Genomic DNA, 19,462 nt, shown 5'->3' with positions numbered 1-19,462 from the left:
GGCGGACCCATGCCGCCACGATACGTCAACCCACCGCGCACAGCGCCGGGCCACGCGCCGGCATGCCGCCCCTACAAATCGTCAACCAGCGCGCTCGACTTCGCGTAGGCTGTGCTCCTCGCCTCGAAGAAGTCGGTCTTGATCATGTTCGCGTTCGAGAACTGGCTCACCCACGACATGCTCTCCGGCTCGCGGTCATGGCCTTCGTACAAAGGCTCGAAGCCCAGCTGCGAACAGCGCAGGTTCCCCAGATACTGGATGTAGTCGGTCACCATCTGCTTGTTGAGGCCCGCCACTTCGTCGCCGATGGCGTAATGGCCCCAGCGGATCTCCTGCTCGCAGCCCTCTTTGATCATGGCGCGGTACTCCTCCACCAACTCGGGCATGAACAGCGCAGGCTCCTCCTCCTTGAGTTCCAGCAAAATGCTGCGGAACAGCCACAGGTGGGTGTTCTCGTCGCGGTTGATGTAGCGGATCTCCTGCACCGAACCGGGCATGAGGCTGTTGCGCCCCAGGTTGTAGAAGAACATGAACCCGCTGTAGAAGTACACGCCCTCCAGGATGTAGTTCGCCACCAGCACGCGCGCAAGCGCTTCGGGGCTTTTGTCGTCTTGGAACTCGTTGTAGAGGTTGCCGATGAACTCGTTGCGCGCCAGCAGATGCTCGTCCTCCTTCCACTGGTAGAGCACGTCGTTGCGTTCCTGCGGCTCGCAGATGGTGTCCAGCATGTAGCTGTAGCTTTGGCTGTGCACCGCCTCCTGGAACGTTTGGATGGCCAGGCACAGGTTCACCTCGTTGGCGGTGATGTACTCGCCCACGTTGGGCAGGTTCGCCGTCTGCAGGCTGTCGAGGAATATGAGAAACGACAGGATCTTGTCGTAAGCGCGCCGCTCGGGCGCAGGCAGCCTGCGGTAGTCCTTCACGTCCACGCCCAGGTTGATCTCCTCGGGTATCCAAAAGTTGTTCATGGCCTGGCGATACCAGTCGCTCACCCACTCGTATTTCATGTTGTTGAAGTCGTTAAGGTTCGTCGTGTTGCCCCCGATCATCCGCCGGTCGAGCACATCGGTGTCCCCCAACGGGTTGAACAGCGGCTTCTTTTTCAGTTCGGACATACTTCGTATCCTTCCGGAAAGACAACTACGGACAACAAGAGAATCAGAGGGTCGATGCGACCTGCGACGCGGGAGGCCCGACAGCGACCAGGGGAGTCCTCGGCGGTGCCCATCAAGCGAGTTCCGCAGAGAAGCGAGGACTGTCTGAGCGACTGGGCACCGCCGAAGACTCCCCGTCCCACGAGCGCAATCAACCTACGATGAGCACACTTCGCATTCTTCCACTTCCAAGCTCTTCGACCTCACGTAGTAGATGGTTTTCACGCCTTCTTCCCAGGCCAACAGGTACAAGTCGAGCACGCGGCGGAACGTGTACTCGTTCGTGATGTACAGGTTCATGCTCTGCGCCTGGTCGATGTGGCGCTGCCGCACGCCACAGGCGCGCACCGACCACGACTGGTCTATGAGGTGGGCGTTTTTGTAGTACCAGAACGTCTCCATGGACAGCTCGGGCGCCACGCGCGGCATGAGGCCGTTTTTCTTCTCCTCAAGGAAGTAGCGGTTCATAACAGGATCAAGCCCCGCCGTGGTGCCGGCGATGATGCTCGTGGAGCTGGTGGGCGCAACGGCCAACAGGTAGCCGTTGCGCAGGCCGTGATCGGCCACATCATGCGCAAGCTCCGCCCAGCGGCCCTCCGTCAGGCCGCGGTCGCGGAAGTACTCGCCCGTCTGCCAGCCGCTGCCCTCGAAGAACGAGTACGCGCCCTTCTCCTGTGCGATAGCGCATGACGCGCGCACCGCCGCGTAATGCACGTCGGCGAACACGCGCTCGGCGAATTCCAGGTGCTCGTCGCTCTCCCACTTGATGCCGCGCTTCGCCAACATGTGATGGTACCCGCTCACGCCCAGGCCGATGGGCCGGTACTGCCGGTTGTTGATCTGGGCGTACGGCACGGGGAAGAAGTTGAGGTCGATGACGTTGTCAAGCGCCCGCACCGCGCTTTCGGTGACGTGCGCCAGCTCCTGCGGGTCGTCCACGTCTATATGGCCAAGCGAGAGGCTTGCCAGGTTGCACACGACAAACGCGCCCGGCTTCGTCACTGTGACCACCACCTGCTCACCGTCGACGTCCTCGATACGCTGCTCCATCTGCTCGATGGCGCCCATGTTCTGCGCGATCTCGGTGCACAGGTTGCTGCAGTAGATGACGCCTTTGTGCTTGTTCGGGTTCGCGCGGTTCACCGCGTCGCGGTTGAACGTGAACGGCGTGCCCGTTTCCACCGCGCTCTTGATGATGAGGCGGATGACGTCCTTGATGGGGATGACGCGCTTCTTGATGCGCGCGTCGGCCACGCATTCCAGGTACTTGCGCGTCCATTCCTCGCCGAAGCAGTCCTCAAGCGCATACCCCTTCACCGTCAGAATCTCGTGCGGGCACATGAGGTACCAGTCGCCCTCTATGTTGTCGCGCGCCTGCTGCCAAAAGTAGTCGGGGTAGCAGACGGCGGGGAACACGTCGTGCGCCTTCATGCGGTCGTCGCCGTTGTTCGTGCGCAGCGCCAGGAACTCGGGCAGGTCGCGATGCCACGCGTCCAGGTACACCGCCACAGCACCCTGCCGCATGCCCAGCTGGTCGACCGCCACGGCCGTGTCGTTGGCTAGGCGGATCCAGCGGATGACGCCGCCGGCCGCCCCGTCGAACCCGCGGATGGCGCTGCCAGAAGCGCGCACCTTGCCGAAGTACAGGCCCATGCCGCCGCCGTACTTGCTCACCTTCGCGAAGTTGTCGATGCTGCGGTAGATGCCGTCCAGGCTGTCGGGCACCGTGTCGATGAAGCACGACGACAGCTGATGGAACGGCTTGCGCGCGTTCGACAGCGTGGGCGTGGCCATGGTCACCTTGAGCGTGGACAGCATGTCGTAGAAGCGGCGCACCCAGCCCATGCGCTCGTCCGCGCGCTCCTCCATGGCAAGATGCAACGCAATGCCAAGGAACATCTCCTGCGGCGACTCAAGCGGCGCGCCCTGGTGCGTGCGGATGACGTAGCGATCGAGCAAAAGCTGCAGACCCGCATAGGTGAACAGGTTGTTGCGAGCGGGGTCGATGAACGAGGCCGCCTCGTCAAGCTCGGCGGGCGCGTAGCGCTGCAGGATGTAGTCGCCGTAGAGGCCCTCCTCGGCGAGGAAGGCCACCTTCTGCGCGAACGTCTCGATATGGCGGGCGGCCATGCGCTCTGCGAGCGCGCGCTCGAACTGCACCATGAGCAGGCGCGCGGCGATGATCTCCCAACGCGGCGCCTCCTGGGTGGTCAGCTCCACGGCCGCCTTCACGAGCATGGCCAGCTTCTGATCGTCGGTGGCGTCGGGCTTCGCAAACGACTGGAATTTGCCCAGCAAATGCGCAAGCTCGTACTCCTCGCCGGCGAACTCCTTCTGCACGGCGGCCAGCACGCCCGGCAGCTCGGGCATGCCGGGCAGCTGCGCGCACAGGCGCTCGCGGGAGGCGCGCTTGCGGGCGCGATCCTCGCGGTACAGGATGTAGCTTTTCAGCTCCTCGTAGCGGTTGGCCTCCATGAGCGCGCGTTCCACCAGATCCTGCACGTCCTCCACCGCAACGACGCCGCCCTGCGCCGCATCGGCCATTGCGCGCTCGACGCCCGCGACAAGCCGGTCCGCCTCCTCGTCGGCCAGCACGGAACCCACGCTCCTGAACGCGGCCGCCATGGCGCGCTTGATCTTGTCGGCGCAGTACGGCTCCCTCGCGCCGTTGCGTTTGGAAATCTGCATGATGGGCCCATCCTTCGTCTGCGAATCGGTTTTCGGTCGCCCATCGTACCATATATTGATAGTGAAATTACCACATATTGGGAAACGACGCACGGAAAGAAGGGGGCGCCCCTTCGCGGGACGCCCTCCACCCAAGCGCTCGCCGGCTCGCGCTACTCGAAGTCGAACAGGGCGGTGGACAGGTAGCGCTCCCCCGTGTCGGGAAGCACGACCACGATGGTCTTCCCCTCGTTTCCCGGCCGTCTCGCCACCTGCGTGGCGGCCGCCACGGCGGCGCCGGAGGAAATGCCCACCAACAGCCCCTCCTTGGCCGCCAGCTCGCGAGCCGCGGAAAACGCGTCCTCGTCGGTCACAGCCAGCACCTCGTCGTACACGTCTGCGTCCAGCGTGTCGGGCACGAAGCCCGCCCCTATGCCTTGGATCTTGTGCACCCCGGCGCGCCCTTCCGAAAGCACCGGCGACGATGCCGGCTCCACGGCCACCACGCGAATGGCGGGATTCTGCCTTTTCAAATACGCGCCCGTGCCGCTGATCGTGCCGCCCGTGCCCACGCCGGCCACCAGAACGTCCACCGAGCCCTCGGCATCGCGCCAGATCTCGGGACCGGTCGTCGCCTCGTGCACAGCGGGATTCGCCGGGTTTTCGAACTGCCCCGGAATGAACGAGTTGGGAATCTCTCGCGCCAGCTCCTCGGCGCGCTCGATGGCGCCTTTCATGCCCTTCGCGCCGTCGGTCAGCACCAGCTCGGCTCCGTAGGCGCGCATGAGGTTGCGTCGCTCGACCGACATGGTCTCGGGCATGGCGATGATGATCCTCATGCCGCGCGCGGCGGCAATGGCCGCCAACCCGATGCCCGTGTTGCCCGACGTGGGCTCGATGAGGACCGTGTCCTGGCCGATGAGGCCCTCGGACAGCGCCTTGTCCACCATCGCCTTCGCTATGCGGTCCTTCACCGACCCTCCCGGGTTGAACGACTCCACCTTGGCCACTATCCTCGCCTTCAGACCGTGGCTGCGTTCGTAGTTCGCAAGCTCCAAAAGGGGGGTCCCGCCGATCAGATCGGTTACGCTTTTGTGGATGGTCATGACGCGCCTGCTTTCTCGCCTGATCCCGCCGTCCCGGCCGAACCGCACGCCGGACGAAGCGGGCATTCTTCTGTGTCGCGAATAATCCTACTTGTTATCTATGGATTGGTCAAGCGCAAAGCAGCCGTCCGAGGCGCGCGAGCCGCCGCTCACGCAACGGGCCGCGCTCTCGCCCGAAAAAAAACGGCTCCCCTCGGTCTGCGTTCCGGCGAGCCCGTGCCAAAACGCAGACCGAGGGGAGCCGCGAAGGCGGGTCGGCGACCTTACCCTATCAGGTCGAGCACCTGGCGCAGGTCCTTCTTGCCGAAGCTCACTTGCTCGCCGTCGTTCACCACCAGGCAGGGAACGCTCATCACGTTGTAGCGCTCCCGCAGCTTCGGGAAATGGTTGAGGTCGTACGCCTCGGCGGTCACGCCCGGATTGCCGGCCGCGACGCGCTGGGCCGCCGCCACCGTCTCGGGGCACATGGTGCACGACAGCGACACGAGCACCTTGAGGCGCTTCGGCCCCTCCACGCCCTCGATCCTTCGGCGCAGCTCCTCGTCGATCGGCTGCCCCGGGCCGGCGGCGTTGTACAGGCCCAGCACGAACGAGGTGAACTCGTGGCCGCCCGGCACGCCGTGGAAGGCCAGGCCCGTCCAGGTCCCATCGGCGCGCAAAACGCGCACGCACGGCGCCTCCGCGTCCCCGGCCGCGCCTTCGGCCTCCTCAACCGACACCTTGCCGCTGCTCAAGCGCGCAAGCTCCTCCATGTAGGCGCGCAGCTCCGCAGACGCCGCGCCGCCGTCAAGCGACAGGCTCAGCGCAAGCGGCGCTTCCATGCGCGCGAACACCGCGTCGAGCTGCGCGCGGGTCGCCTCGTCGAACAGCTCCCCGAAGCCCGCCGCCGAAGGCGGCGCGGCGTGGGCTTCGCCCCGCTCCGCGCGCACCGGCGTCGCCGGCCGCTCGGGCACCAGGCCGGTCCTCTCCTGGGCCGAGGCCAGGTAATGCTCCATCTCGGTGGCCGCGAGCGCCGCCTCGCCGGTGGCGGTCACCACCTGGCGCAGGCTCTTCACGCACACGTCGCCGGCGGCGTAGAGCCCCTCGACGCTCGTGCGCTGGGAGCCGTCGGTCAGCACGTAGCCGCATTCGTCCACCTCGGCCGCGCCCCGGACCAGCTCGGTCGCCGGCTCGTACCCCGCGAACACGAACACGCCCAACGTCTCGCCGTCGGCGGCGCGGCGCTCAACCTCCTCGCCGGTGTCAAGGTTGCGGTAACGGATGGCCTCGAGCGCGCCTGAGCCGGACACCTCCACCACCTCGGTGCGCGGCAGCACGGTGATCTTCTCATGGCGCCGCGCCTCCTCGCATGCGGCCGGCGCGCAGGTGAAGTCGTCGGTGATCATGAGGATGGTCACGTGCTTGGCGTACTTGGTCAGAAACACGCTCTCCTCGGCGGCCGCGAAGCCGCCGCCCACCACGAACACCTCCTTGCCGGTGAAGAACTCGCCGTCGCACGTGGCGCAGTACGCCACCCCGCGGCCACAGAACTCCTCTTCGCCCGCAAATCCCAGATGGCGCGGATGGGCGCCCGTCGCCAAGAGCACGCCCAAACACCGCAGCTCCCCACGCGTCGTGCGCACCGTCTTGATATCGCCGGACACATCGACGCCCGTCGCCTCCGCCAGCAAGAACTCGGCGCCGAACGACTCGGCCTGACGTCGCATGGCCTCTCCCAGCTCCGCGCCGCTCGCATGGGGCACGCCCGGGTAGTTCACCACGTCGGACGTGATGGTTATCTGCCCGCCGAACCGCTCCTTCTCCACGACGACCACCCGGTAGCGGGCGCGGGCCAGATACAGCGCGGCGGTGAGCCCGGCAGGCCCACCGCCCACGATGACGGCGTCGTAGAGGCTTTGCTCCTTCGCCATTGCTTGCGAAGGCCTACAGCTGGCCGACCAGGTCCAGGCTCGGCTTGAGCGTCTCCGCGCCCGGCTCCCACTTGGCGGGGCACACCTCGTCGCCGTGCTCGGCCACGAACTGGCTGGCCTGCACGCGGCGGAACAGCTCGTCGGCGTTGCGGCCCACGTTGCCGGCGGTCACCTCGTAGGCGACGATCTTGCCCTCGGGGTTCACGATGAAGCTGCCGCGCTCCGCCACGCCGTCGGCCTCGATCAGCACCTCGAAGTCGCGCGCCAGGGCGTGCGTGGGGTCTGCCAGCATCGGATACTGGATCTTCTGGATGCGCTCGGAGGCGTCGTGCCACGCCTTGTGGACGAAGTGCGTGTCGGTGGACACGGAGTAGATCTCGCAACCGGCGCCCTTGAACTCGCCGTACTTGTTCGCCAGGTCCTCCAGCTCCGTCGGGCAGACGAAGGTGAAGTCCGCCGGATAGAAGAAGAACACGCTCCACTGGCCCAAGACGTCGTCCTTGGTCACGGTCTTGAACTCGCCGCCTTGGTAGGACTGGACGCTGAACTCGGAGATCTCCTTGCCGATGAGGGACATGATGATTGCCTTTCTCTAATGATACAATGTATCGTTAAGATGCTACGACGCATATGATATGCATAGAATGGCAATTTAGACCCAACTCCACAACATGCGCACAACGGCCTTTGGCAAGCGGAGCGGCGGCGAGGGCGAGAGGCGCCTTTCTAGCGGACGTCCAGCCCCTCCAAATTTCCCTCGAGCGGCAGCGGCCCCTCGGCGTCGCTTCCGCCGGCCTCGCCGAACACGTACTCGTGCCCCGGAAGCGCCACGTTGAGCGCAATCCCCGCAACCGACCCCACGGCCAAACCCGACAGCGACACGGCCATCCCGCCCACCGCCACCACGATGGCGCCGGCCTCGCTGTAGGCGATGCCCAGCGACAGCACCAAAACCAGCGCCGCTATCAGCACGTTGCGGCTTTTCGTGAAGTCCACGCGGTTCTCCACCAGGTTGCGGATGCCCACCGCCGATATCATCCCGTACAGCACCAGCGACACCCCGCCGATCACGCACGGCGGCATGGCGGCGATGACGGCCGCGAACTTCGGGCAGAACGACAGCACGATGGCGAACAGCGCCGCAATGCGGACGACGCGCGGATCGAACACGCGGGTCAGCGCCAGCACGCCGGTGTTCTCGCCGTACGTCGTGTTGGCCGGCGCGCCGAACAGCGCCGCAAGGATGGTGGCCAGGCCGTCGCCTAAAAGCGTGCGGTGCAGCCCCGGCTCGGAGATGTAGTTGCGGTTGCAGGTGGAGCTGATGGCCGACACGTTGCCAATATGCTCGATCATCGTGGCGAACGCAAGCGGCACGATGGTGATGACGGCCGTGATGGCCAGCCCCGCGTCGAAGTTCGCCCCGAACACCGAGAACACCGTGTCCTCCCATGCCACCGGCAGCCCGACCCACGCCGCCTCGGCCACCCCGCCGAAATCCACCTCGCCAAGAGCCGCCGCCACCGCGTACGATCCCGCCACGCCCAGCAGGATGGGGACGATCTTCACCATCCCCTTGCCCCAGATGTTGGCCGTCACGATGATGGCCACGGCCACCAGCGCCACAAGCCAGTTCGCAGAAGCGTTCTCAATGGCCGAGCTTGCCAGGATGAGACCGATGGAGATCACGATGGGTCCTGTGACCACCGGAGGGAAGAAGCGCATGACGCGCGCCGGCCCGAACACGCGAAACAGCGCCGCCAGCACAAGGTACAGAAGCCCCGCGCAGGCCACCCCCAGGCAGGCGTACGGCAGAAGGTCTCGCTCCCCGCCCGGAGCTATGGCTGCGTAACCGGCGATGAACGCGAACGACGACCCTAAAAACGCCGGCACCTTGCCCTTGGACGCGAAATGGAACAAAAGCGTGCCCAAGCCGGCGAACAGAAGCGTCGCGGACACGGACAGCCCGGTCAAGGTCGGCACCAAGATAGTGGCGCCGAACATCGCGAACATGTGCTGAAGTCCGAACACCGCCATCTTGGGCGCGCCCAGCGTGCGGGCGTCGTAGATGGCGTCGGGGGCGTCTGCGGCCCCCATGGTCGGCACGTCCCTGCTCTCGCTCACGCAGATCCCCTTTCCCGTCAAGGCGTCTGGCAACGCGGCCGTTCGGCCTCGAAAGCCCGAGCCGACCGACAGCATTGTGCCACAACCCGCGCCTTCGCGCGCCCTCAATCTCGACGACGGCCCCCGGCTCTCTTCGAGCGCCCCCTCGCGCCCTTCGCGCCGCCCGGTCGCCCGCCCTCGGCGCCCTTCGGTTGCCGGCCGCCGCCAGACGGCTTCGAACCCTTCGCGCCGCCCGGTCGCCCGCAGGACCCTTTTTCCGGCCGCACCAGGCACTTCGGCCCATACCCTATCAAGTCCGTCCGTCCCGCGCGCCGAAGCGCCTCCAGCACCAGCGCGCGGTTTTTCGGATCGCGGTACTGCACAAGGGCGCGCTGGAGCGCCTTTTCGTGCGGGCTTTTCGGCACGTAGACCGGCTTCATGGTGCGCGGATCCACGCCCGTGCAGTACATGACCGTGGACATGCTGCCCGGCGTGGGGTAGAAATCCTGCACCTGCTCGGGCATATACCCCAGATCGCGGCAATACTCCGCCAGCTCAACCGCCTCTTTGAGCGTTGATCCCGGATGCGACGACATCAGATACGGCACGGCGTACTGCTTCCGCCGCGCACGCTCGTTGGCCGCTTCGAAGCGCTCCAGAAAACGGTCGTACACCGCGCGCGAAGGCTTGCCCATCACCGACAGCACCGCGTCCGACACGTGCTCCGGAGCCACGCGCAGCTGCCCGCTCACGTGATGGGCGGCCAGCTCGTCGATGAACTCATCTCCGTGCTCCTTGTCCGCCAGCACGTAGTCAAAGCGAACGCCCGAGCGCACAAACACCTTCCTCACCCCCGGCAGCGCGCGCAGCTCGCGCAAAAGCGCCAGGTAGTCGGCATGGTCCGCCTCCAACTTGCGGCACGGCTCGGGCGCGAGGCAGCGCTTGCCGGAACAGGCGCCGCTTTTCAGCTGCTTGGCGCATGCCGGCGCGCGGAAGTTCGCCGTCGGCCCGCCCACATCGTGGATGTAGCCCTTGAAGCCCGGCTCGGCCGTCAAAGCGCGCGCCTCCTCCACCAGCGATTCGCGGCTGCGCGCCTGCACGATGCGCCCCTGGTGGAACGTGAGCGCGCAAAACGAGCATTCGCCGAAGCAGCCGCGGCTGCTCGTCAGGCTGAACCGCACCTCCTCGATGGCGGGAACGCCCCCGTCCCGCTCGTACCTGGGATGGTAGGTCCGCGCGAACGGCAAGCGCGCCACAGCGTCCAGCTCCTCGGCGGAAAGCGGGGCCGCGGGCGGGTTCTGCACGACGAACTCATGGTCGGAATACGGCTCCACCAGCCGCTTGCCCGTGAACGGATCGCTGTTGGCGTACTGCACGGCAAAGCTGCGGGCGTACTCCAGCTTGTCAGCCTGCATCGACGGAAACGACGGCAGCGTCACCGCATCGTAGACGTGCTCGAGCGAGCGCGTTCGGTACACGGTGCCGTCGATGAACGTCAGATCCTCGATGGAAAGCCCTGCCGCCAACGCGTCGGCCACCTCCACGATGGAGCGCTCCCCCATGCCGTAGCTCACCAGGTTGGCGCCGGAATCCAGCAGTATGGAGCGCTTGAGCTTATCCGACCAGTAATCGTAGTGCGCAAGCCGCCGCAAGCTGGCCTCGATGCCGCCCAGCACGATGGGCGTCCTTTTGAACGTGCGGCGAATCAGGTTGCTGTACACCACCGCCGCATGGTTCGGCCTCAGCCCCGCCCGGCCGCCGGGCGAGTACGCGTCTTTGCTCCGACGTTTCTTGGCCACCGTGTAATGGTTCACCATGGAATCCATGTTCCCCGCCGACACCAGAAACGCCAGCCGAGGCTCGCCGAACTCCGCAACCGACGCCGGGTCGTTCCAATCGGGCTGGGCCACCACGCCCACCCGGTAGCCGTGAGCCTCCAGAAGCCGCGTGATGATGGCCATGCCGAAGGAGGGGTGGTCGACGTAGGCGTCCCCCGACACGTACACGAAGTCGACGCCCTCCCATCCGCGCTCCTCCATGTCACGCCGGCTCACCGGCAGAAACGACGCGTTCATCTCACCCCTGCCATCCGCCCGCCGCGCGCCTCTCGAAAGGCAGAGGATCGTCTTGCCCACCCCACGACGGCACGTCGAACTGGCGCGTCCAGTATCCCAAAGCGCGTGTAATCATGACCAGCGAAAACACACTCGCCATCACCACGACCACGGCAATGACCGCGAACAGGACGACGCCCAGCACGACAAGGGCCGGCGCCGCAAGGGCGAGAACCGCCGGATCGTTCGTATGGACGACCGGCACGCCCACGCCGAAGAGGAGGGCGGTCCCAGCGAGCATCATCGGCACAATCAGAAGCCATGCCGCAACGCTTGCCCCAACCGAAAGCGCCACGCCCATGCCGAGGATGCGCGCCAAGCCCCCGGTATCGTAGCGGACCATGGCCCATATCCTCCCAAGCTGAAAACCGGGGGCAAGGCGGCCGTAGATGCTCATGCGCATAGCGCCCACGTACCCCAACACCGAAACGAACAGACGAGCCGCCATGATGACCAGGGAAAACAAAAAGGAAACCGCGCCAAACAGCACGAACGTCCCGCCGCGTCCCAAGCCGCTCGCCGCGCTCGCCCCCGTCACGACGGTCCACGCAAGTTCGACCGCCCACGGAACAAGCATGCACACCGCGAATATGACCAGCGCGAAGAACCCTCGGCTGTACAGCCGGCCGTCCTCGTTGCCCAGCACGCGCGCCGGAAGCGGCGCATGCACGTTCCAGGCGATGTCGCGCGCCCACCCGAACGCGTAACCGTACACGACGATCAAACCGAACACGGGAACAAGCCCCACCAGCGACAAAAGCGCGAGCTTTCCGAACCAGCCCGGGGAGTTCTTGACGTCATCCCAGACGGTGCGCAGGTATCCTCTTTGCACAGCGAACCCCTTCCTTCCGAATTTCCGTTTCGTCCACCTTACACGCGCGCGCCGCTCGTTTGACAATCCGTTGCCATCCTGTCAGAGGCCCGAGCGCAAAAGAGCCCGCTGCGAAGCAGCGGGCTCCGAACCTCGGTCGATCGAGCGCGAGGCTACTTGAGGGTGACGGCGGCGCCGGCCTCCTCCAGCTTGGCCTTGATCTCCTCGGCCTTGTCCTTGGCCACGCCCTCCTGGATGGGCTTCGGAGCGCCCTCGACAACCTCCTTGGCCTCCTTCAGGCCCAGGCCCGTGATCTCGCGGACCACCTTGATGACGGCGATCTTGTTGTCGCCGAAGCCCTCGAGCACCACGTCGAAGTCGCTCTTCTCCTCGGCAGCGGCGGCACCGTCGCCGGCAGCCGGGGCGGCGGCCACGGCCACGGGGGCGGCGGCGGACACGCCGAACGTCTCCTCGATGTCCTTCACCAGCTCGGAAGCCTCCAGCAGGGACATCTCCTTCAGGGCCTCGATGATCTCTTCGCGGGTAACAGCCATGTCAGTATCCTTTCAAAGGGGCCGGGCGTTGCCGGCCTTGGTTCTCTTTCATCATGCGGCGGCGCGCCTCGCACCGCCTATGCTGCGTTTAGGCAGCTTCCTTCTGGTCGGCCACAGCCTTCGTGACCTGGGCCAGACCGCTCGGCACGCCGTTGAGGGCCACGGCAAGGCCACGGGCCACGCCGGAAATGGCGCCGGCAATCTGGGCCAGCAGCTCCTCGCGGGACGGCAGCGAGGCGATAGCCTCCACCTCGGCGGCCGTAACCGCCGCGCCTTCCATCAGGCCGCCTTTGATCTCCAGGTTGTCGTTTGCCTTGGCGAAGTTCTTGACGACCTTCGCAGCGGCCGCCACGTCCCCGCCGGCGAACACGAACGCGCTCGGGCCTTCCAGCAGATCGTCGAGCGTCGGCAGGTCGGACTCGGACAGCGCAAGGCGCATGAGGGTGTTCTTGTACACCTTCAGGCCGGCGCCAGCCTCGCGAACCTGCGCGCGCAGCGCCTGGATCTCCTTCACCGTCAGACCGCAGTAGTCCACAATCCACACGGCGGAAGAGCCCTCCAGATCCGCCTTGATGTTGGCGAGCATCTCTTGGTTCTTTGCGTTGGGCATGAATGCACCTCCTTTTCCCGAACTCGGGTTCCGCCCCTTGCGGGTGGGATCGTCGCTCGGAAAAGAAACGACCCCTGCCGTCCTCGGGACAACAGGGGTCGTCGAAGCGCGAAGCTTGTCGAACCACCTCGGCGGGCCGCGATCTGGCGCGATTGAACCTTGCGGTACCTGCTGTCTCGGGCAGCGGAACAATCCTATGCGATGCCGCTTCCGAAAAAGCAGCTCTTATATTTTAGTATCGTCCCGCCACCTGTCAACCGCCTTTTCGCAGAACCCGCAGAAACCTTCGCGTCCTCACGCCTCCAAGCGCGCCGGCATTCGGCGCTAGGCCGCGTCGCCCTGCGCGTCGCCCGTCGCCTCCGCCTCGTCCGCCGCTTCGTCCGGCGTCTCGCCCGGCGCCTCCAGTATCTCCTGCACCGTGTTGGTGGGACTCGTCTCCAAATAGGTGAAGGAGATGGCGTCGCCTTCCTTGTAGCCCACGATCTCTATGAGCCCCGGCAGCGCGAAGTCGAAGATGCCCTCGCCCTCCGCAAGCGTCACGTAGAAGTGCGAGTTGCCCTCCACCACCGCCTGGGCGATATGGTCGATCGTGCCCCGCGCCTCAAGCGCGCCCGCATCCGACCCGCTCTCCGTCAGCACGCCGTTAGTGGCCAGCAGCGCTTCGTAGGACTTCTGGCAATCGGCGACCGTCGCGCCCACCGCCACGTTGTTGTAGCTTTGGATGTCCACCATCGCGAACTGCTTGACCGTGCCCGCGCCGTCCTTGAGCGACATGAAGTAGGTCGGACGGTCGGCCACGTTGATGAGGATGGGGAAGGTGGAGGAGTACCCCAAATCCTGCACCGCGCCCTCGGCGGACTGCATCGCGCGGTCCTCGGTCGCGCCGGACACGGAGTAGAAGTGCGCCTCGGCCGTGCGCTGGTTCACCAGGACGAAGCCCACGATCGAATTGTCGGCCGTCGCCGAGGTCACACCGGTGTACACCCACACGTCGTCGTCCTTGGCGATGTAGTTGTAACCCAGCTGCCCGTCGGTGCCCGGCGTCGTGCGCACCACGCCCTGCTGGCCGAGCCACGAGTTCAGCCAGCCGCTGTTGTACGCCCCGTGCCAGTTGTACTGCTCGATGAGCAAGTCGGAGGGATAGGCGCGGTCGACCCACTGCGGGCAGTCGCCGATAGCCAGGTCCTGGCATTCGCCCGTCACGGCGTCCACCAGCACCACGCGCTCGATGGTGGTGCCACCGAACAGGCCGATGGTGCGCGTCTGCACCGGGCAGATCCACCACGGACGCCCGTCGTCATCGATCTCGAACGACTTCTGGTCAAACATGTAGAACGGGTACTTCAGCTGCACGTAGCGGTCGATGTTGCGCGCAAGCGGCTCGGAGGAGGAGTACTTGATGCCCTCGCCCTCGGGCAGGCTCACGATCTGCGCCTCCTGCGTGGTCATGTCCACCAGCGCGTAAGCCGGAAGGCCCGCGTCGCGGTTCGTGAACCACTTGAACAGGTCGGCGTAGTTCAGCGGGCTCACGCGCACCGGACTGCCGTTGTAGTTGATCTGGCTGTACAGGTTCGATATCTCGAACTGGCTCACGTACTCGGGGATGGAGCCAAGCTGCGTGTTGCCCAGCCGAATGGCCGAATCCTGATCGATGACGGGGATCTCGGAGTAGTTGACCTCCTGGATGTCCTCGGTGAAGGTGCTGTCCTCCACCGCGAGCACGTTGGCGTACTTCTCCGCGTTGCCCGGGAAGATCGAAAGCGACATGAGCGCCCCCGCCACGCCCACCAGAGCCACGAGCACCGGAACGAAAGACGCCCACTTGAACGCCTTCGCCTTCCCTGCGTTCGCCTCCACCTTGCCCGAACCCGTCTTGTAGCTGCGCGACTTGCTCCAGAACACCAAGAACAGCGGCAGCAGGACGAACACGGCCACGAACGTCCACGTGTCGCTGCTGTGGATGTTGATGGGCGGATGGAACCACCAGTAGGCGGCCAAACCCACGACGACGATGACGATCGCAAGCACGATGAGCGCCCTTTTGCCCCACGACGCCATGCGATCCGCGAACGGTATCTCCACGCTCACGTGCGGCGGCTTCGACCCGCCCCCTCCGCGACGCCCGCTCCTGCCTCCGTCTCCGCCGGAATCGGCGCCGAACGGAGAGCGCCCGCCCTGCCCGCCGAAGCCCCCGTCGACGTTCACGCCCGATTGCCTGAGCGCTTCGAGGAGCGCGTCGAACCCAGATGTCTGCTTCACGGCATACCCTTCCCTATGTCGCGTACTGAAAGGATCCACTATACACCAAAGCGCCCGGCCGCTCATCGCGACCGGGCGCCTCCGTTACCGTGTCTTTACAAAACGGCGTCAACCGACAAGCTGCCGCAGGACGAAGGGCAGGATGCCGCCATGCTCGTAGTAGCGCCCCTCGGTCGGCGTGTCCACGCGCACCGTCGCCTTGAACGTCGTCGTCGAGCCGTCCTCGCGCTCGGCGGTCACGTCCACCACGCGCGGCTCGGGCAAACCGGCCGAGAAGTCGATGGGCGCCACCGTGTAGCGCTCCGTCCCGTCAAGCCCCAGGCCCTCGGCGCTCTCGCCCTCCTGGAACTGCAAGGGCAAAATGCCCATACCGATGAGGTTGCTGCGATGAATGCGCTCGAAGCTCTCCGCGAACGCCACGCGGATGCCCAGAAGCGCCGGCCCCTTCGCCGCCCAGTCGCGCGACGATCCGCTGCCGTACATCTTGCCGGCCACCACCGCAAGCGGCACGCCCGCTTCGCCGTACGTCATGGCCGCATCGAACAGAGGCCGAACCTCGCCCGTGCCGAAGTCGCGCGTCCAGCCGCCCTTCCTTCCTTCGGCCAGCAAGTTTTGCAGCTTCACATTGGCGAACGTGCCGCGCATCATCACCTCGTGGTTGCCGCGACGCGCGCCGTAGGTGTTGAAGTCGGCCGGGTCCACGCCGCGCTCCTCCAGGTAGCGCGCCGCCGGCGAATCCGCGGCGATGGAGCCGGCAGGCGAGATGTGGTCCGTCGTGATGAAGTCGCCAAGGCGCGCCAGCACGCGCGCGCCCTCCACGGGCGCGGGCGCCGACGGCTCGCGGGTCATGCCGTCGAAGTAAGGCGCACGGCGCACGTAGGTGGACGCGTCGTCCCAGGCAAACGTCGCGCTCGGCTCCTTGCCAAGCGCCTGCCAGCGCGCGTCGCCGTCATAGAGGCCCCGCGTGCCCTCGGCGTAGAGGTCCTCGTCCACGCACGAGGCCACCAACGCGTCCACCTCCGCATCGGTCGGCCAGATGTCGGCCAGGTAAACCGGCACGCCATCTTCGCGCGCGCCCAGCGCATCATGCGCAAGGTCGATGTCCATCGTGCCCGCCAGCGCGTAAGCCACCACCATCGCGGGCGCGGCCAGGTAGTTCTGCGACACGTCGGGCGAGATGCGCCCCTCGAAGTTGCGGTTGCCGGAAAGCACGCTTGCCAGCTCCACCTTGTCGGCCACGGCATGCAGCTCCTCGGCTATAGGGCCCGAGTTGCCGATGCAGCTCATGCACCCGAACCCGCACGTGTGAAAGCCCAGCTTCCGCAGCCCCTCCATAAGGCCCGCACGTTCCAGCAAAAGTTCGGTCGCCTTGCTGCCCGGCGCCAAAATGGTTTTCACCCACGGCTTGGGAGCAAGCCCCGCCGCGGCAGCCTTCTGCGCCACCAACCCGCAGGCCAGCATCATGCGCGGATCGGTGGCCGTCGTGCAGCTCGTCACCGCCGCGATGGCGATGGCGCCATGGCCCAGCTCGCACGTCTCGCCGCCAAGCTCCACCCGCGCACGCGCGCCGTCGTCCAGCCCGCGTTCGGCGCACACGGCCTGGAAGCGCTTTTGCGCGCCTGCGAGCGGGATGCGGTCATGCGGACGCGACGGCCCGGCCAGCGAGCGCTCCACCTCTCCCAGGTCAAGCTCCACCACCTCGGCGTAGATGCGCTCGGGCGCCTCCGGATCGTTCCAGAACCCCTGCGCCTTCGCGTACGCCTCCACAAGCGCCACCTGCTCCTCGCTGCGGCCCGTCAGACGCAGGTAGTCAAGCGTCTGCCCGTCCACCGGGAACAACGTGCACGTGCTGCCGTACTCCGGCGTCATGTTCGATATGCAGGTGCGCTGCGTGGCGTTCAAGCTCGCAAGCCCCGGACCGAAGCACTCCACGAACGAGCCCACCACGCCCTTCTCGCGCAACATCTGCGCAAACGTCAGCGCCACGTCCATGGCGGCCACGCCTTCGGAAAGCTCGCCTGTCAAGCGCACGCCCACCACGCGCGGCACGAGCGTGGTGATGGGCTGCCCGAGCGCGGCGGCCTCGGCCTCGATGCCGCCCACGCCCCAGCCCAGCACGCCTATGCCGTTGGCCGTGGGCGTGTGGCTGTCCGTGCCCACCAGCGTGTCGAAATACGCGACCGGGGCCTTGCCCTCCCCGCCGTCCGCCGTCATGACCACGCGCGCGAACTGCTCGATGTTGAGCTGGTGGCAGATGCCCGCCCCCGGAGGAACGATGCGCACGTTGTCGAAGGACTCCTGCGCCCATTTCAGAAAGTCGTAGCGCTCGCGGTTGCGCGCGAACTCCAGCTCCATGTTCCGCTCGAGCGCGCCCGCGCACCCCGCCTCGTCGGCGATGACCGAGTGGTCGATCACCAGATCGCAGGGGATCTGCGGGTTGATCTTCGCCGGATCGCCGCCCAGCTGCTCGCAAGCTTCGCGCATGACCGCGAAGTCCACGAACACCGGCACGCCCGTGAAGTCCTGAAACAGCACGCGCGCGGGACTGAACTCAACCTCGCTGCCCACCGCGCCGGAGCTGCCCGCCTCCACGATGCGGGCAGCCAGCTTCTCCGCAACCTCCGGCGTCTCGGCGTTGCGCAGCACGTTTTCCAGAAGAACCGTCAGAGCATACGGCAAACGCTCCGATCCAGGAACCTTGCCGACGGAGTAGTACGCGTACTCCGCCCCGCCCGCCTGCAGCAAAGCCGCGAACCGCTCGTTTTTGACCGCCATACGAAAACCTCCTCCTCTTGTCGATGCGTCCGGAAACCGCCGCAGCCGCCCTGAGAGGTTCCGACCCATCCGACCCTTTCGCATCCGCCGTTGCCCAACCGCCCGAAACCGGCCTCACAACGCAAGAGGCGGGCATCGAAGCCCGCCTATCGTATCGATCACGCTTGAACGCGCTCCACAATCTGCTGCGCCCTGCGCTTGAGGGCCCCTTTGCCGTTGGCGGCGTCAAAGGACATCCGCGACGCCAACTCGCCCTTCACGCGCGCAGACAGCTTGCCAGCGGCAAAATCGTCGACCGCGCCCAGCATGTCCTGAAACTCGTAGTCGCCATGGTAGCACTGGATCGCCTCGTCGATCAGAGGCCACACGCGCTCCGAACGGCTCTCGGTCGTCGCGCCAAGCTTGCAGAGAAACCGCATCGCGGCAAGACGCACAAGCCCGCTGTCCTCGTCGAACAGAGAACCCTCCGCCTCGGGCACCGCTTTGTCGCACAAGCGGGAATCCTGATCGACAAGCGCGGTCATGACCTCGAAGCATTCCCAACGCGTTTGAGCCTCGGGACGATTGAGCGCGTCAACCACCTTGTCCCCGTACGGAAGAAGCAGATCGACGTGTTCTTTGGCAAGAATGGAGAGCGCCGATGCGGCCGATTGACGAGCCCTTCTCGAAGAACCCGACAACGCCTCGATCAACTGCAGGAATTTATCCTCGTTGCCAAGGGCCTCTTCGGCAGCGCTACGCGCCACCTGCATTTTGTCATTCACAGGGCAGCTCCTTCGTTCATCAGAAAGGGAAGGGTGGAATCGGAACATACCGATATTATACCCTTTTGCACCGATGCGAAGACAGTCTCACGCGGAACGCACAGCCGGCGCCCCGCGCGCAAGAAAAAGGGGCCCCTTGGGGCCCCTCGGCGCGGGAAGCGCCCTGCGCGAGCGCGACGTCCTGCCCTCCCGCGGCCGGGGCCGCAGTACTCTCGGCGATGGCGGGCTTAGCTTCCGGGTTCGGAACGGGACCGGGCGATCCCCGCCTCCATGGTCGCGCTCGCGCAGGGCGCTCGGCGCCTCGCGCGGCTTCGCCGCAGGGCGCGCGCACGCGCGCCACCCTGGCGGCCGCACAGCGAGCATCGAACCGGGGACCGCCGCATGCGGGGCATGCGATGCGAAGAGCTCGGGCTATTAGTGGCGCTCGGCTGAGCGCGTCGCCGCGCTTGCACCTGCGCCCTATCGACCTCCTCGTCTGGGAGGGCCCTTACCAAAGAGAGAACTCATCTCGGAGGCGGCTTCCCACTTAGATGCCTTCAGCGGTTATCCGCGCCGGACGTAGCTAGGCAGCCGTGCCGTTGGTCGACAACTGCTGCACCAGAGGTCCGTCCACCCCGGTCCTCTCGTACTAGGGGCAG

Annotated in this window: 13 protein-coding genes and 2 rRNA genes; all 15 read right to left on the bottom strand. The window is 66.0% G+C overall.

From position 1 onward, the window contains the following. Positions 1–71: 71 nt before the first annotated feature. Positions 72–1,115 (bottom strand): ribonucleotide-diphosphate reductase subunit beta, encoded by a 1,044-nt coding sequence (locus ACWKY3_RS09920; protein WP_449316243.1) that lies wholly within the window; start codon positions 1,113–1,115, stop codon positions 72–74. Positions 1,116–1,310: 195 nt separating this feature from the next. Next, complete coding sequence (locus tag ACWKY3_RS09915; protein ID WP_449316242.1) at positions 1,311–3,842, bottom strand: ribonucleoside-diphosphate reductase subunit alpha; 2,532 nt, start codon at positions 3,840–3,842, stop codon at positions 1,311–1,313. Positions 3,843–3,994: 152 nt separating this feature from the next. Further along, positions 3,995–4,927 carry a cysteine synthase A gene (gene cysK / locus ACWKY3_RS09910; RefSeq protein ID WP_449316241.1) on the bottom strand — a complete coding sequence of 311 codons (933 nt, stop codon included), beginning with the start codon at positions 4,925–4,927 and terminating at the stop codon, positions 3,995–3,997. A gap of 263 nt (positions 4,928–5,190) precedes the next feature. Then, positions 5,191–6,837, bottom strand: a complete 1,647-nt coding sequence (locus ACWKY3_RS09905) for an FAD-dependent oxidoreductase (protein ID WP_449316240.1) — start codon at positions 6,835–6,837, stop codon at positions 5,191–5,193. 13 nt (positions 6,838–6,850) lie between these two features. Beyond that, positions 6,851–7,414: an alkyl hydroperoxide reductase subunit C gene (gene ahpC / locus ACWKY3_RS09900; protein WP_449316239.1), complete on the bottom strand. Its 564-nt coding sequence runs from the start codon at positions 7,412–7,414 to the stop codon at positions 6,851–6,853. 149 nt (positions 7,415–7,563) lie between these two features. Next, positions 7,564–8,931, bottom strand: coding sequence for a uracil-xanthine permease family protein (locus ACWKY3_RS09895; protein ID WP_449316294.1), 1,368 nt, complete (start codon positions 8,929–8,931; stop codon positions 7,564–7,566). Positions 8,932–9,062: 131 nt separating this feature from the next. Beyond that, on the bottom strand, positions 9,063–11,012 hold the full coding sequence (locus ACWKY3_RS09890; RefSeq protein ID WP_449316238.1) for a YgiQ family radical SAM protein: 1,950 nt from the start codon (positions 11,010–11,012) through the stop codon (positions 9,063–9,065). Between the two features lies 1 nt (position 11,013). Further along, positions 11,014–11,883 (bottom strand): DUF4013 domain-containing protein, encoded by an 870-nt coding sequence (locus ACWKY3_RS09885; RefSeq protein ID WP_449316237.1) that lies wholly within the window; start codon positions 11,881–11,883, stop codon positions 11,014–11,016. Between the two features lie 152 nt (positions 11,884–12,035). Then, on the bottom strand, positions 12,036–12,416 hold the full coding sequence (gene rplL, locus ACWKY3_RS09880) for a 50S ribosomal protein L7/L12 (protein WP_449316236.1): 381 nt from the start codon (positions 12,414–12,416) through the stop codon (positions 12,036–12,038). An 88-nt stretch (positions 12,417–12,504) separates the two neighbouring features. Beyond that, a complete protein-coding gene (rplJ, locus tag ACWKY3_RS09875) occupies positions 12,505–13,026 on the bottom strand; it encodes a 50S ribosomal protein L10 (protein ID WP_449316235.1) in 522 nt (173 codons plus the stop codon). A gap of 324 nt (positions 13,027–13,350) precedes the next feature. Then, complete coding sequence (locus tag ACWKY3_RS09870) at positions 13,351–15,285, bottom strand: Tat pathway signal sequence (protein WP_449316234.1); 1,935 nt, start codon at positions 15,283–15,285, stop codon at positions 13,351–13,353. Between the two features lie 108 nt (positions 15,286–15,393). Beyond that, positions 15,394–18,060 carry an aconitate hydratase AcnA gene (gene acnA / locus ACWKY3_RS09865; RefSeq protein ID WP_449316233.1) on the bottom strand — a complete coding sequence of 889 codons (2,667 nt, stop codon included), beginning with the start codon at positions 18,058–18,060 and terminating at the stop codon, positions 15,394–15,396. A gap of 158 nt (positions 18,061–18,218) precedes the next feature. Continuing rightward, positions 18,219–18,812, bottom strand: coding sequence for a hypothetical protein (locus ACWKY3_RS09860; RefSeq protein ID WP_449316293.1), 594 nt, complete (start codon positions 18,810–18,812; stop codon positions 18,219–18,221). Positions 18,813–18,992: 180 nt separating this feature from the next. After that, positions 18,993–19,106: ribosomal RNA gene (gene rrf, locus ACWKY3_RS09855) — 5S ribosomal RNA — on the bottom strand. A 112-nt stretch (positions 19,107–19,218) separates the two neighbouring features. Then, positions 19,219–19,462, bottom strand: a 23S ribosomal RNA gene (locus ACWKY3_RS09850); the annotation flags it as partial.

The organism is Rubneribacter sp., assembly GCF_965361815.1.
Note: the sequence above shows the minus strand (reverse complement) of the source record. Positions and strands in the feature narration are given on the sequence as shown.